Origin of the sequence: Exiguobacterium sp. s193 (assembly GCF_018618755.1) — a bacterium.
GTDB lineage: Bacteria > Bacillota > Bacilli > Exiguobacteriales > Exiguobacteriaceae > Exiguobacterium_A.
On record NZ_JACSMR010000002.1, the window covers coordinates 138314 to 152360 of the forward strand.

General features: G+C 46.5%; 12 protein-coding genes. 8 read left to right on the forward strand and 4 right to left on the reverse strand.

Annotated features, from left to right (window positions below; all coding sequences use genetic code 11):
• Window positions 1–229: 229 nt before the first annotated feature.
• Both KNQ04_RS04360 and KNQ04_RS04365 read right to left on the reverse strand, forming a co-directional pair.
• Window positions 230–1423, reverse strand: a complete 1194-nt coding sequence (locus tag KNQ04_RS04360; RefSeq protein WP_251136882.1) for a murein hydrolase activator EnvC family protein — start codon at window positions 1421–1423, stop codon at window positions 230–232.
• 798 nt (window positions 1424–2221) lie between these two features.
• Window positions 2222–2962, reverse strand: coding sequence for a glucose 1-dehydrogenase (locus KNQ04_RS04365; RefSeq protein WP_214847596.1), 741 nt, complete (start codon window positions 2960–2962; stop codon window positions 2222–2224).
• 161 nt (window positions 2963–3123) lie between these two features.
• On the opposite strand from KNQ04_RS04365, the gene KNQ04_RS04370 reads away from it, so the two are divergent.
• The 3 genes from KNQ04_RS04370 (at window position 3124) to KNQ04_RS04380 (ending at window position 4905) form a co-directional block, all read left to right on the forward strand.
• Window positions 3124–3558 (forward strand): YkvA family protein, encoded by a 435-nt coding sequence (locus tag KNQ04_RS04370; protein WP_214847598.1) that lies wholly within the window; start codon window positions 3124–3126, stop codon window positions 3556–3558.
• Window positions 3559–3699: 141 nt separating this feature from the next.
• Complete coding sequence (locus KNQ04_RS04375) at window positions 3700–4266, forward strand: DedA family protein (RefSeq protein WP_214847599.1); 567 nt, start codon at window positions 3700–3702, stop codon at window positions 4264–4266.
• 12 nt (window positions 4267–4278) lie between these two features.
• Window positions 4279–4905 carry an HAD family hydrolase gene (locus KNQ04_RS04380; RefSeq protein WP_214847601.1) on the forward strand — a complete coding sequence of 209 codons (627 nt, stop codon included), beginning with the start codon at window positions 4279–4281 and terminating at the stop codon, window positions 4903–4905.
• 54 nt (window positions 4906–4959) lie between these two features.
• On the opposite strand, the gene KNQ04_RS04385 is transcribed toward KNQ04_RS04380, so the two are convergent.
• Complete coding sequence (locus KNQ04_RS04385) at window positions 4960–6063, reverse strand: PTS sugar transporter subunit IIC (protein ID WP_251136883.1); 1104 nt, start codon at window positions 6061–6063, stop codon at window positions 4960–4962.
• A 154-nt stretch (window positions 6064–6217) separates the two neighbouring features.
• On the opposite strand from KNQ04_RS04385, the gene KNQ04_RS04390 reads away from it, so the two are divergent.
• Window positions 6218–7210, forward strand: a complete 993-nt coding sequence (locus tag KNQ04_RS04390) for an NADP-dependent oxidoreductase (RefSeq protein ID WP_214847603.1) — start codon at window positions 6218–6220, stop codon at window positions 7208–7210.
• 101 nt (window positions 7211–7311) lie between these two features.
• Here KNQ04_RS04390 and KNQ04_RS04395 read toward each other — a convergent pair whose 3' ends face one another.
• Entirely contained in the window at window positions 7312–7473 is a 162-nt protein-coding gene (locus KNQ04_RS04395) for a hypothetical protein (RefSeq protein WP_214847605.1), read from the reverse strand.
• A 279-nt stretch (window positions 7474–7752) separates the two neighbouring features.
• On the opposite strand from KNQ04_RS04395, the gene KNQ04_RS15595 reads away from it, so the two are divergent.
• From KNQ04_RS15595 to KNQ04_RS04415, 4 genes are read left to right on the forward strand one after another with little or no spacing between them, the layout of a single operon-like run.
• Window positions 7753–10398 (forward strand): glycosyltransferase, encoded by a 2646-nt coding sequence (locus KNQ04_RS15595; protein ID WP_214847607.1) that lies wholly within the window; start codon window positions 7753–7755, stop codon window positions 10396–10398.
• Window positions 10395–11402: a class I SAM-dependent methyltransferase gene (locus KNQ04_RS04405; protein WP_214847609.1), complete on the forward strand. Its 1008-nt coding sequence runs from the start codon at window positions 10395–10397 to the stop codon at window positions 11400–11402. Before KNQ04_RS15595 ends, KNQ04_RS04405 begins: the two co-directional genes overlap by 4 nt.
• The gene (locus tag KNQ04_RS04410; RefSeq protein WP_214847611.1) at window positions 11399–12616 is read left to right on the forward strand and encodes a glycosyltransferase family 4 protein; all 1218 of its coding nucleotides are present in this window, start codon (window positions 11399–11401) and stop codon (window positions 12614–12616) included. Before KNQ04_RS04405 ends, KNQ04_RS04410 begins: the two co-directional genes overlap by 4 nt.
• Window positions 12613–13884, forward strand: coding sequence for a glycosyltransferase (locus tag KNQ04_RS04415; RefSeq protein ID WP_214847613.1), 1272 nt, complete (start codon window positions 12613–12615; stop codon window positions 13882–13884). Before KNQ04_RS04410 ends, KNQ04_RS04415 begins: the two co-directional genes overlap by 4 nt.
• Window positions 13885–14047 lie beyond the last annotated feature (163 nt).

Here is a 14047-nt window from a genome sequence, read left to right on the forward strand (position 1 = left end):
GACGCTTTTTAGGGGAATACCGTGGCGGAAAGCCATACATGCAGACACTTTAGAGCGCAATCCGTCTCGATATCGCATGTTTACACTTCATAAGCGTTTGTCTACACGCTAAGGGATTGCCATCTCAATTGATGGCAATCCCTTTTGTAATCTATTGAGGTCAAGAACGGAACGATTAGCAATGCACGTGAATCTACGAAATGAAGGAATCATCTTACTTCTCTAGTAGTCAGAAGAAGCTTTGTGGATCCAATTCATTTGTCCGACCATTCGCATTGTATTGGTAACCGCCTGCATGAATTTCGAAATGAAGGTGTGGTCCAGTTGAATTACCGGTACTACCAAGTTTCCCGATTTGTTGCCCTTGCTTGACTGCTTGTCCTTGTTTGACCGTCAAAGCATTCATATGCGCATACACAGTCGTATAGGTTTTCCCGCCGATATTATGTGCGATATAGACGTGGTTGCCATAAGGACCACCAGCGCTTGCTTGAATGACAGTCCCAGCAGCTGACGCGACGATTGCAGAATTGACCGGTCCAGCAAAATCAGTCCCGTTATGATAGGCATAGCCATTATTTCCGCTCGCAGCACCCATTCCTTGCGAAATCGACCCGCTCGCAGGTTTGATGAACTTTCCAGTTGCCTTTGAAATGACTTTTGTACTTGCTTTACTGACGGAAGCAGGTTGCGCCGATTGCGCGGCTGCTTGTTTTTTAGCTGCGAGAGCAGCGGCTTTGGCAGCTACTTCTTGTGCTTTTAATTGAGAAGCGGCCTCTTTGAGACTTAAGATGTTGGATTCAATTGAACGTTTCTGTTTTTTCAGCCGTTTTAATAAATCGGTTCTTTTGTTTTTTTCAGCATTCAACTCGCGTTGCTTCTTTTTTAAGACTTTCCGGTCATGGATAAGTGCAGTACGTGTATCTTCAAGTTCTTGTTTTGCGTCTGCCAATTCTTGTTTACTCGTTTCGTAATCTTTTAATAAAGAAGCATCACTTTCGGCAATCGTATTGAACGCATTAAAACGGCTAATCATATCGCCAATATCTTCTGCACCGAAGACGGCTTCGAGCAAGGGATCTTTATCAGATTTAGCTTGCCGAACGGCCAACCGGTCACCGAGCATCTTTTCTTGTTTCTTGATTTTTTTCTGTAAAGCTGTAATCTTCTGTTTGAGCTTCGCCAACTGACGTTCATTGTCGTCAATCTTTTGTTCGTTCTCGACGACTTGTAACGTCAAGCCATTAATCTGTTGGTCAATCGCATAAACTTTTTGTTGCGCTTTCGATACTTGTTGCTCTTTTTCACCGAGCGCTTCTTTTTGTCTGGATTGTTTCTGTTCATTTTGTTGTTGTTTTTCTTTATATGAAGTCGCAGCACTTACAGGTGAAACAAGTGGTGTTGTGAGAAGTGTCAGCGTCATAAGTGAAATGCTCATTGTATACATAAACGATTGTTTCATACGGAAGCCATCAGCCCTTCTTTAATTGATATAAAGTGTTACCTGTTCCACTCTATCAACAATTCTCGATAAGGGACGTTACAGTTTATTTAAAAGATGAAGGAAAATAATGATAGAAATCGTGTACTTTTTATGAAAATAATTGAAGGGTTAGAAAAAGAAAATGTCGCGAAAGATTGGCATAAAGGGGTAAAAAAGGAATAGTGAAGATTAGAGATCAATAATTTTTTTAAGAAAATCGACTGATATGTTTTTGTAATATTTTTTCTTGAATCATTAAAAATTGGTTTAATATATGATTAATTCGGTTATTAATAATAAGTTTAGAGCTGGAACGGTACAAGCTTGCCTTCTTCCTGTCCGGGTTGCGTGGAGCGAGTGATTCCTTCAGCGTGTAGACAAACTCTTATGAAGCGTGAAAATGCGATAACGAGACGGATTGTGCCCTAAACCTTCTGCATGACTGGCTTTCCGTCATAGTGTTACCTAAAAAGCGTCACATTTCGTTGACTCCTGCCTCTGAAAGTGCGTTTTTAACGCACTTTCAGAGGCGGGCAAAATCCTGCTCATTGTCCGTTAGGAAGAAGGAGCAACGGCTTGCGCCTCGCCCGAGGAAAGCAACGAAAAAAGACGCTTGATCTCCCGATGGCACTTTGTCTACAGCCTGAAGGAGGGCAGATTTAAGATCTGCCCTCCTTGTCTATATAGAAGAGCGACTTTTGAGTCAACTCCGTTTCAGTTGAAGTTCACGAAGAATCATTATTCTTCGTAAATCATTTTTCGGGTCATCCCACCATCAAGCACTAACGTCTCGCCCGTCAAGAAATCATTTTCTGGATTCGTCAAAAATAAGGCTGCGCGGGCGACATCTTCCGGCTTACCGACGCGTCCGGCCGGGTGTTGGGAATGATCTTCTGGAGAAAGCTCATGATAATTCCCTGTCTCAATCCAACCCGGGGCAATCGCATTAACGAGGATACCTTTAGGTCCTAAGGAAACGGCGAGAGCATGTGTCAAAGCAAAAATTCCCCCTTTTGTTGCGGCATACGATTCTGTATCGGGTTCGGACATGAAAGCACGTGTCGAAGCTAGGTTGACGATCCGACCGCCGTTTTTTAGATGTGGTGCCGCAGCTTTTGTTGTCAAAAAGATACTACGTAAGTTCGTATGGTTGACGCGGTCCCATTCTTCAAGTGTAAGCTCGAGAAGTGGTTTTCGAATGATGATGCCAGCATTATTAATGATGATATCGATTTTACCTGTATGTTCTAACGCTTTTTCGATGAGCAAGTTAACATCGTGCTCGTCTTGAACGTCTAAGCGGTAAAAGTAAGCCGTGCCACCATTTTCCTCGATTTCTTGGGCGATGACTTCACCTGTCATTTGGTCGATATCCGCCAAAATGACGACAGCTCCTTCGTTTGCATATGTTTTAGCGAGTGTCGCGCCAATCCCGTTCGCGGCACCAGTGATAATAACCGTTTGATTGACTATATCCATGTCCTTCACTCCTCTTCTTTCGTAACTTTCCTTTTAATGAAATAGCCTGAATCGAAAAGATTAAAACCTAATCCGATAGTAGGAGCGAGGATTATGAATCCGTTATTGAGGGAATACGAATAACATCACAGCTACTAAATCGTCGAATGGGGGATTTACGGATGGATTTATCGAACGAGAAATTAAAACAACAACAAGATCAATATGCGGAAGAAGCAAAGGACTATATCGATCGTCCGAAAAAAACAAAATCGATTTTAAAACGAGCGAACAACTCAATTCAAAAAAACTCGAGTCTATCGCTTGTCTTTTCACCAGTTCGCCTCTTCATTGATATGGTCCGTTCATATCAATCGGGAGAATACCGGGATATTCGCCGGACCACGATTTTAAAAGTGATTGGTGCTTTGATTTATCTCGTTTCACCCATCGACCTGATTCCAGACTTTATTCTTGGATTTGGTTTCGCGGATGATATCGCGATTATCTTGTTCGTCACGAAAACGATTTTTGAAGAATTGACACGATACAGCGATTGGCAAGATGAGCAACAAAAAGCACGGACGCAGCCGCTCCAAAGTGAGGATGCGTACTGAATAAAGTGAACCGAACCAGGCGTCGCACTGATTGATTCAGTGTTGCGCTTTTTTGATGAAGAAAAAAGTTGTTTTCTGTACGCTACTTGTAAAGTTCGTTACACTAGGAAGAGGAAACGAACGGAGAAGAGGAGGTATGTGATGGCTTGGCACGCATGGATGGAGTCCTATGGTTATTTAGGCATTATGGTGACATTAATGTTTCCGTTTTTACCAAGTGAAGTCCCACTCGCCTATGCGGGTTACTTGGTGCATACGGCACAATCAAATCTTGTCTTGATGTTACTTGTCGCCGTATTTAGTTTCGTCGTCAGCCAAAACATCTTCTTTACGATTGGTCAGCTCGGAAGCGCGCGGCTGCTCGGGCGCGTTTTTAAATTGTTTCGGATTTCTGAAACAAGAATGATTCAATTTCAACAGCAGATGGAGACACGTGGCCGATTTATTTTACTCCTGTCCCCGATGTGGCGAATGGGATTTGCGATCGGAGCCGGACTGACAGGTGTGTCCCGTTTGACGTTCACGATTGCGACGACGGTCTCATTCTTTGTGTGGTCTGCCTTTTTCATTTGGGGTGGAAAAAAACTCGGGCATGGAATAAATGGACGACACCATGATTTTCACCAGTATACTCCATGTATTGTCGGGCTATTGCTTCTTTTCGGGGTTTACCTATATGTTAGAAAAAAGAGAATGCTAAAAAAATAGAGGAGTGTTTTCATGGCAGTTATTTTATTTGATATTGATGGGACATTGATCGACTCGACAAATCAGATGACAGAGGCGATTCATCTTGCGATGGCGGACATGCCGCATCTTCAAAAACCTTCAAAAGACCGTGTCCGTGCAAGTTACGGACTGGCGGGTAGTGCGTTTTGGGAAAAAGCGATTCCGGATGCGTCAGAAGAAGACATTCGGTTGATTCGCCAAAAGCGTCATCATCATTTAGAGCAGACGATGAAAGATCAGGATGTACTGTTTGAAGGGGTGCGCGAGCTACTCCGTGCATTGACGGAACAAGGACATATTGTCTCGACAGCAAGTAATTGTGGGGTGCATTACATGAATCTTGTCCTCGACAGTCAAGCCATCCGACCATTTTTCACAAGTCCGAAATGTTTAGGATCAGTGAATGGGAAACAAAAAGCTGATATTTTAGCAGCGCACCGGGCAGAGTTCGGAGACGTCGACTATTTGATGGTCGGTGACCGGTCGTCTGATATCGAAGCAGCACGAATTGCAGACATGCCGGTTGCGGTTTGTCGGTTCGGTTTCGGGACGATGGATGAGTGGAACCACGCGGATCATCAACTGGAAAAACCGTCAGATGTGTTGAAGTTTGTTTAAAGTATGTCAACGAAAAGAAGCGGATTGCCGGTGCCGGCAATCCGCTTCTTTTATTTATTCAAAATCGAGTCGGTAGTCTTCCTGGTTCGTCCAAGGACGGAATCGGCGGAATAATTGATGGAACGATAAGCAGAGGACAATCGGAAGCAAGATGAATAATCCGAAGACAAGTAATCCATTCCCCCATGTCCATCCACCCGCCATCAAGTGTAAGGCATTGATGGGGCCGATCAAACCGGACATTCCGAAACCGGCGCTAAACGGAGTACCTTGGATGTCCAACAGACCGGCCAGTCCACCGAGGACGGCGGCACTACACATGACGGGGACGATCATGATGGGATTTCGGATGAAGTTTGCCATCTGAATTTTCGGTGACCCTAAAAAATGGGCAATCGACGTTCCACGTGAGTTTGCTCTCCAGCCTGCAATCGCAAGACCGAATCCGGCTGCGCAGACACCGAGGTTCGCCGCGCCTGCCGCAATGCCCGAGAGACTGATGGCTGTTGCGATGCCGACGGTCGACAGCGGAGAGACGATCAAAACTGAAAACGTAACGGCTAACAGGACGCCCATCAAAACCGGTTGCAGAACCGTGAACTGTGTGATCACTTGTCCGATCGTCGCCGTGATCTTAGTGATGAACGGATACGTCAGAACGCCGATGCCGCCTGCCCCGACGATGATCAACGTCGGCATGACGAGGACGGTATATGTCTTAAAACGATTTCCAATCCATAAGACGAGGGCCGTTGCGATGGCGGCTGTAATCCCTGCATTGATGACGTCGCCCGTACCAACGAATAAGAAACCAGCCGTTTCCGTCCGCGTCGCGACACCTGAACCGACGACCGTCGCTAGACCGATTGAGGCGGTCTCAATCGGAGTCGTCTTGAATTGCATCGCGACGGCAACACCGATGACCATCGGTAACAAACGCATGGCGAGCGTAGTCGAATCGATGATGTGTTGAGCAGGTGCGAAATAAGGCAACAACGCTTTGGCAAGTTCACCGAGTAGGGCACCAGGGATGAGTGCGACTAAAATACCGATACTGAGTCCGTTCAGTACATGGATTCCGAACTGACGGTTGATTCGTGTTGTAGAAGATTCGATGGGAATACACTCCTTATGTAATGCTTTTGTGCATAACAGCATAAAAGCTATGAATTGTTTCTTATCTTACGGGATAGAAATGAACGCGTCAAGAAAAAATAGGAATTTTCTGTGAATTGATGAAAGCATTCTGTTCGCACTTCGGGAACAGGACTGCTAGAGTGAAGAGGTAAACTTAATGGGGAGGCTGAATGAAATGGCAGAACAACAAATCGTTTTAGCAGAAAGACCGGAAGGACGTCCGACACATGAGACGTTCCGGTATGAATCAATCGAACTGAACGCACCAGATGCTGGACAAGTCTTACTCGAGACACTCTACATCTCAGTTGATCCTTACATGCGCGGACGAATGAATGATGCACGTTCATACTCGCAACCATTTGAACTGGACGCACCAATCCAAGGCGGTGTCGTCGCAAAAGTCATCGAATCACGGAGTGACGCATTTGAAGAAGGCGACGTCGTCGTCGGAATGCTCGACTGGGCAACAAAACTCGTCGTTGATGCAAAAAGTATCCGGAAAATTGATCCGTCACTGGCCCCCGTATCGACAGCGCTTGGTGTACTCGGTATGACAGGGATGACTGCTTACTTCGGTTTACTTGACATTGGTAACCCACAACCGGGCGAAACAGTTGTCGTATCGGCTGCTGCCGGGGCTGTCGGATCAATCGTCGGACAAATCGCTAAAATCAAAGGAGCTCGTGTCGTTGGAATCGCGGGAAGCGATGAAAAGACGACCTACCTAAAAGAGCAACTTGGTTTTGATGAAGTCATCAACTATAAGACGGAAAACGTCGGCGAAGCACTTGACCGTACGTGTCCGAGTGGAGTGGATGTCTACTTTGAAAATGTCGGAGGGGAGATTGGGGACGCAGTCATTGACCGTTTGAATCCGTTTGCCCGCATTCCAGTCTGTGGTGCGATTTCTGGGTACAATGAAAAAGAGAACATCGGACCGCGCGTTCAATCGAAATTGATTGCTTCACGGGCCCGGATGCAAGGCTTCTTAGTCGGGGATTATGGAAAACGTTTCAAGGAAGCAGCAGAAAAGCTAGGCACATGGGTCAGTGCTGGTGAATTGAAATATGAGGAAACGATTTTTGAAGGGTTCGAAACTGTTCCAGATGCATTCCTTGGTCTGTTCGATGGTTCGAACACAGGGAAATTACTCGTGAAACTGTAAAGTGTAGACTTGGTATGTATATACGTACTACCTAAAAAAAGCGTCGGACGATTCGTAAATGAATCGTCCGACGCTTTTTTGTTACGACACGAAAATGCCGGTTACGCTTTTTTTTGATCTTCTTTCAACTCTTCTAAATCAGGATCTGGATGTTGTGTTTCGGCAGGTTTGATACCGGGATCCGAAGTTTTAGCTGGTTCAGGATCTGGGTGGAGACCGACGTCTGCTTGCTCGTTTGGTAAATCATTTTTTTGTTCATTCATGATAAATTTCATTCCTTCCTCGTTCTATTCTTCTTAAATATTACCCAACTGATTAATTCTGAAACTAACCGAGTGCTCGTATATGTATTGCCAAGTTGTTCAAAAGTGAGTCATGAACAAACACTAGTCCACACGAAATCGTGCTGTTCTTCACTGGAATGTAAGGAAATACTGGAAAACATTCATCAACTCTTTACAAAAACCTTGCAAGGTATTTAAGTGCCCTTTGAACTGCTCTCGTAGACTGAAAAGAGATCAAGCAGGAAGGGTGTTTTGAACGTGAATGAACAACAGTGGAAAAGAAAAGTAACACAACAGCTAAGTTGGGCCCGTGCTGAACAACAGCGATTGAAGACTGAACCAGCAGCGAGTTCGACTGCGTTCGAGACATTACAACGGTTAGAATCATTAGGAAGGGCGAAGACGATCCGTCCTTCAGGTAAACTGATTGAATCAAAAACACTGCGCTATCAAGAAGAGAGTAATCGACAATTACTCGATACGATCGACTACCAATCGATTCCGCTTCGGAGTCAGTCCCGTTACTACGAACAACGACCGCTTGAAGTGGCTGTCGTCTGTTCCGAATTCATGCATGCTTATTATCAAGACGCCTTCCATCTCCATTATGTGAACGCAGATACGTTTGAAGATGTCTTTAGTCGTAAAATTGATTTCTTTTTAGTCATCACGTCATGGAAAGGATTGCAAGGGGACGACTGGAAAGGAGTCGCGACACCGAAATCGAAAAAAAGAACATTACTCCTCCAGATGATGCGAGAAGTGAAACAACAAGGGATTCCCGTTGTTTTCCAGTCAACGGAAGACCCGAGTAACTTCGACCGTTTCAGTGAGCTGGCAAAACAAGCCGATTATGTGCTGACGTCAGACGAAGCGATGCTTCCGGAATATCAAGTGCTTTGTGGCCATGACCGGATTGAAGCGGTCTCGTTCGGTGTGAATCCGCTGATCCATAATCCGCTTGGCGCAACCCGAAGCCGGAAAAATCATGTCTTATTCGCCGGGAGCTGGATGGCGAAGTATCCAGAACGTGTCAAGGATACAGAAGTCTTGTTCGATGGAGTGATGAGCTCATCGCATCAGCTTGATATCGTCGATCGGAACTATCACCTCGATTTACCGGACTATCATTTCCCGGCTCGGTACGTCAAACGGGTTGCACCTGCGATTCCGTATGATGCGCTTCAGCAGGTGAGCAAATGTTACGACTGGGTGTTGAATCTCAATAGCATCAAATACAGTAAAACGATGTGTGCGCGCCGGATTTTTGAATCGCAGGCACTTGGGAATCTAATCATTTCGAATTATAGTATCGCCGTCAACAATCTGTTTCCAAACGTATTTACAGTTCACGATCAACAGGAAATCAAAGCAATCGTCGAACGGACATCTGAAGAAGAGATTGAGCGATTACGTGCTGAAGGAATCCGTTCCGTCATGTCGAGTCACACGGTGTTTGACCGGGTCGATCAATTGGCGCGGATGCTGAAACTCAATCAACAACAACCGGCGCGTCGCCTGCTCGTCGTCTTACGCAATCCGACACCGGCACTTGAACAGCAGATTGCCAATCAATCGATTGAAGCCGATGCTATTTGTCATCTGTCCGAGTTGACGGAAACGGAATATGGACAAGCCGACCTTGTTGCCTTGCTCGACGGCGGCGAGTCGTACGGAGAATATTACCTCGAAGATTTACGCAACGGCTTTAAGTTTGCCGATGCCGATATCGTCCGAAAATCGCTCAGCGGACAAACCGCTTATGAAGTCTTTGAGACGTCAGGCGCAGATACCGGAGCGATGGTCTGGCGGGAGCATGTCCCGTATGAACAGTTTGTCAGTGGAACGTTGTCTGGACGGACGCTTATGATCGATTGCTTCGAATGGAAGGAACAGTATCAAACGGAACCGCTCCGTGCGCCAGTCTTGTCAGTCGTCGTGCCGATTTATAACAACGGCCATCATTTGATGTATAAATGTTTTGCGAGCTTGAAGCGGATGAATCGTTTTGATGAAACGGAAATCGTGCTTGTCGACGACGGATCGACGGACCGTCAGACGGTTCATGCCGTCGAACGGATCGGGCGACGACATGGAAACGTGACGACTTACTTCTTTGAAACAGGCGGGAGTGGAAGCGCATCACGTCCTCGTAACAAAGGTGTCGAACTGGCGCGTGCTGACCGGGTAGCCTTTTTGGATCCGGACAATGAAGTCCTTAGTGACCGTTATGCTGAACTGTTAGAGGAACTTGATCAAGATGCTACGCTCGATTTTGCCGTCGGTCATATGAAAAAGCTGGCCGAGAAGACGAGTATCATCGCCCTGCCGACGATTCGGAAAAAAGGACGAACCGTTTGTGAAGACCCCCGTGCCTATCTGCTTGAACATCGTTTTGCCGTGCAAAGCATTCAAGCATTGGTCGTCAAGCGCGATTTCCTCGTCAAACATCAATTGGAACAGGTCGTCGGAGCTGTCGGTCAAGATTCACTGTTTTTCCAAGAAATGATGTTACGGGCGGAACGTGTTCTGCTTGTGAACCGCGTCGTGCATTATTATTACGCAGCAGTCGCCGGTTCGACCGTTAATTCCTTGACAGTCAGGTTCTTCGAACGAAGTGTCATCCGGGAACAGGCACGGGCAGAGAAGTTTGCAAAATATGGTGTGCTCGACCAATACAAGACGAAACGTTTTGAACATTTCTTTGAACACTGGTATTTGGTCAAGTTGCGACAATGTAGTGATAAGGACTTTGGACCAAGTGTTGCCTTATTACGGACGATTGTCGGATTTTATGAACCGATTCAACTATCGACACCGTTAGTCCGACAGTTTGTTGAATTAGCGGATGCGGGGAAGACGGATACGATTCAAGAATTGTTAGTAGAGGAGGTCACGGCATGACGAGCACAGCAGGAATGAAACGACCGAAGGATCAAGTCCGCGCCGCCTATTATGACCAGTTAGGGATCGCGTTCGGAAAAAAGGTCCGGGCACGCATTCACTGGATAATACGGGAGGCGAAGGGAGAAGACATCCTTGATATCGGGTGTTCGGGGGGACTCGTCCCGATTTTACTTGGGCGCGAAGGGAAACGTGTCACAGGAATCGATGTTTCTCCGGAAGCGATCGCAGAAGCAACGTCTGCCTTAAAAGAAGAAGCGGCATCTGTCCAGTCCGTCGTCATGTTCAGTGAGACGAATATCATGTCCTTTTCAGCAAACAGGCAATTCGATACGGTCTTGATGACGGAAGTGCTCGAACACATCGGTGAACCGGAACGGGTGATTCAGCAGGCATATACGCTCGTCAAACCAGGTGGACGGCTTGTCGTGACCGTTCCGTTTGGTGTCAATGATTACGCCGATCATAAGCGGACCTATTACTTGAAAAGGCTCATCGAACAGTTAACACCGTACGGCACGATTGAAAAAATCGAACGGTTCGATAAGTGGCTCGGCGTGACACTTGTTGTTCAGGAACATGTACAAACAGGACGGATGTTGTCTGCTGAAGAAGTCGATTGGCTCGAAGATTCATTTGAGACTGTTGAGCGGATGCACGTAGCGGAAGTGATTCGTCTAAAACAAGTCAACAAGCGACTGGAACAAAAAGTGCAACACATAGCGGAAATTGAACTGCAGATGGTGGAACAATCGAATGAACAGGTGAAGCTGGAACACCAAATGATCGAGAAGGATCAACAACTGGAACAACTCGCGCAACAATATACGTTAGTGCTCAAACGTTACGAGGAAGCACTCGTTTCGAACATGGAAGTGCTGGAGGCGAATGAAGCATGGAAGTCAAAATACCGGTCACTCGCAAATTCAAAATTAGGAAAAGTCATCGTCCGTTACTGGAAACTCAGACGAAAACTATCCCGAAGACAGGCAAGACGTCGATGAACGTGTTAATGATTTGTCAAAATTTCTATCCGGAAATCGGAAGTGCTGCGAATCGGATGAAAAATATCTTCAAGCGTATGGAACAACGGGGGAGCGACGTCCATGTCTTGACATCGGAGCCGCTTTATCCGACGGCAGAACTCTATACGGATGCGATGTTTTGGGATGAACCGACGCTTGACGCCGCGCATGTCACACGGATTCAACCACGCGATGTCCGGGCGACAACTAACTTATGGAAACGACTCCATCTCTTCGTCGAACAATTTTTCTTAGCCGTCAAAGAAGTGCGGCAAGATCCAAAACCATATGCATACATTTATGCGACGACACCTTCGATTTTTATGGGACTGGTCGGAGTCGTCGCAAAACATGTCAAACAGGCACCGCTGATTTTAGACGTCCGTGATTTATGGCCGGAATCACTCGTCGGTGTCGGCATCACGAAATCACGCCTGTTATTGAGACCGTTGTACTGGCTTGAAAAATGGATGTATCATCAAGCGGATCAAATCGTCATCAACAGCGAAGGGTTTCGGTCCTATATCGAACAGAAGGGGATTGACGCATCGCGTATTCACTACATTCCGAATTCGATTGAAGAAAATGAGTGGTTGATTAAGCGGCGCCAAGTCTCGGAACAAGTCCGCGTTGTCTACACGGGCAATATCGGACTGGCGCAAGATGTCTTTTTATTACTTGATGTCGCAGAACGTTTAATGGTCGACAGAAATATTGAATTCCATGTCGTCGGTTACGGGTATCACAAGGAAAAATTTGAGACGTTGATTGCGGAACGGAAACTTACGAACATTCATTTCATGAACGCGATGCCGCGTTGGGACGCATTGAAGCAACTCGCTAAAAGTGACATCGCCTTTGCGACGCTCGTTGAGAGTACGGCATTCGACACGGTCACACCTGGGAAAATCATCGATTATATGGCGATGGGGTGCGCCATCGTCGGCGCCGTTTCCGGACATGCCGCAAAAGTGATTGAAGCGTCAGGTGCTGGTGTCGTATCGCGTGACCGCAGTCGGGACGAGATTGTCCGGCAGATTCGTCATCTCGCAAACAATCCGGAAGAACGGGCATTGATGGGTCGCTCTGGCGTCGCCTACGTCCAGACACACTTTGACTGGGAACAAAATGAAGAACGACTGTTTGAAACGATTCGTCAAACGTGTCAACAGACAGTGGAGGTGAAGGGATGAAACGTGTCGGAATGTTTGTGTGGAACACGTTTACGAATGATGCCCGTGTCTTAAGAGAATGTACGGCCCTTGCCGATGCTGCGTATCAGGTCGACTTGTATTGCTTAAATGATGGGACGTTACCGAAAATCGAGCAACATCCAGCCGGTTTCCGCATTCTTCGGATTGATCGCACACCACCATTCGTCAGTCTACTGTCACGTTTTCGGAAACGGTCACCGATTACGCTAGTCGCGGCTATCGGAGTGTTGCTACTGATTCCGTGGTTGATTCCCGTCTTGCTCGTGCTTTATCTGTTACAAAAAAGCCGCTTTATACGATATGCGGTCTATAACAGCTTTGGCATCATCCGGATGACGCGTGCCGCAAGACAGCGTCAATACGACATCATGCACGCTAATGATTTAAATACGTTACCGCAAGCGATTTTAGCAAAACGTCAGGCGAAAGTCGTCTATGATTCACATGAAGTGCAAACCGACCGGACAGGATACGGGAAGGGACAAGGAATCCTTGAGCGTATCCTGTTGCGTTTCGTTGATTGGACAATGGTCGAAAATGATACAAGAGCAGATTATCATCAGCAACTGTACGGAAGCCGGCCAACGGTTCTTCATAATTATCCGTTTTATCAGGAAACAATCCCGGCGGCACGTCCATTGCATACAGAACTAGGCCTCGACCGTGCGGAACCAATTTTGCTCTATCAAGGCGGGATTCAAGAAGGACGCGGACTAGAACGATTGATTGAGGCGATGCCATCCGTGACGAAGGGAACTTTATTATTTGTTGGTGACGGTAAAATCAAAACACGTTTGCAACACGTAGCCGCAGAATCTTCAGCGCGTGAGCGAATTCATTTCATCGATAAAGTACCACTAAATCAGTTGCCGAGTTATACAGCGGCAGCAACGGTCGGGTTCCAAGTCTTACAAAACGTCTGCTTTAACCATTATTCAGCCTCATCGAATAAGTTATTCGAATATATGGCAGCACTTGTCCCGGTCGTCGCGGCAGATTTACCAGAAATTCGCCGGGTCGTCGAAACGGAACAAGTCGGTTTGATTGTCGATGTCGAGTCGCCCGAGTCGATTGCGCAAGCGGTCAATCGATTGATAGCGGATGATTCGTTACGGAATCAGATGAAAAGCCGAGCGGAAGAGGCGAGAAGACGGTACAACTGGGACGAGGAAAAACAACATCTCTTAGCGGTATATGCGGCAGTTTCAGCGGAAATAGCACATGAAGCCGACGGGAACTACAGTTAATACCAAGTGAAACCACACAAATCGAAGCCGTTTGATGTGGATAGCGTCGCTATGGCACAAAATCCGTCACAGTGTTCGTTGAATCTTTACAACCTTTACGTAAAGTACAGAAAATACGGCGAATGTAAGGTCTGTGAAGAATGGTTTAAGAGATGGTTAGAAC

Bases quoted from the DNA above. Each gene is read 5' to 3' on its own strand.
- KNQ04_RS04415 (WP_214847613.1), top strand. From the start codon at position 12,613: ATGAAACGTGTCGGAATGTTTGTGTGGAACACGTTTACGAATGATGCC.
- KNQ04_RS04375 (WP_214847599.1), top strand. From the start codon at position 3,700: ATGGCTTGGCACGCATGGATGGAGTCCTATGGTTATTTAGGCATTATG.
- KNQ04_RS04370 (WP_214847598.1), top strand. From the start codon at position 3,124: ATGGATTTATCGAACGAGAAATTAAAACAACAACAAGATCAATATGCG.
- KNQ04_RS04410 (WP_214847611.1), top strand. From the start codon at position 11,399: ATGAACGTGTTAATGATTTGTCAAAATTTCTATCCGGAAATCGGAAGT.
- KNQ04_RS04405 (WP_214847609.1), top strand. From the start codon at position 10,395: ATGACGAGCACAGCAGGAATGAAACGACCGAAGGATCAAGTCCGCGCC.
- KNQ04_RS04395 (WP_214847605.1), bottom strand. From the start codon at position 7,473: ATGAATGAACAAAAAAATGATTTACCAAACGAGCAAGCAGACGTCGGT.
- KNQ04_RS04385 (WP_251136883.1), bottom strand. From the start codon at position 6,063: ATGCTGTTATGCACAAAAGCATTACATAAGGAGTGTATTCCCATCGAA.
- KNQ04_RS04380 (WP_214847601.1), top strand. From the start codon at position 4,279: ATGGCAGTTATTTTATTTGATATTGATGGGACATTGATCGACTCGACA.
- KNQ04_RS04360 (WP_251136882.1), bottom strand. From the start codon at position 1,423: ATGACGCTGACACTTCTCACAACACCACTTGTTTCACCTGTAAGTGCT.
- KNQ04_RS04365 (WP_214847596.1), bottom strand. From the start codon at position 2,962: ATGGATATAGTCAATCAAACGGTTATTATCACTGGTGCCGCGAACGGG.
- KNQ04_RS04390 (WP_214847603.1), top strand. From the start codon at position 6,218: ATGGCAGAACAACAAATCGTTTTAGCAGAAAGACCGGAAGGACGTCCG.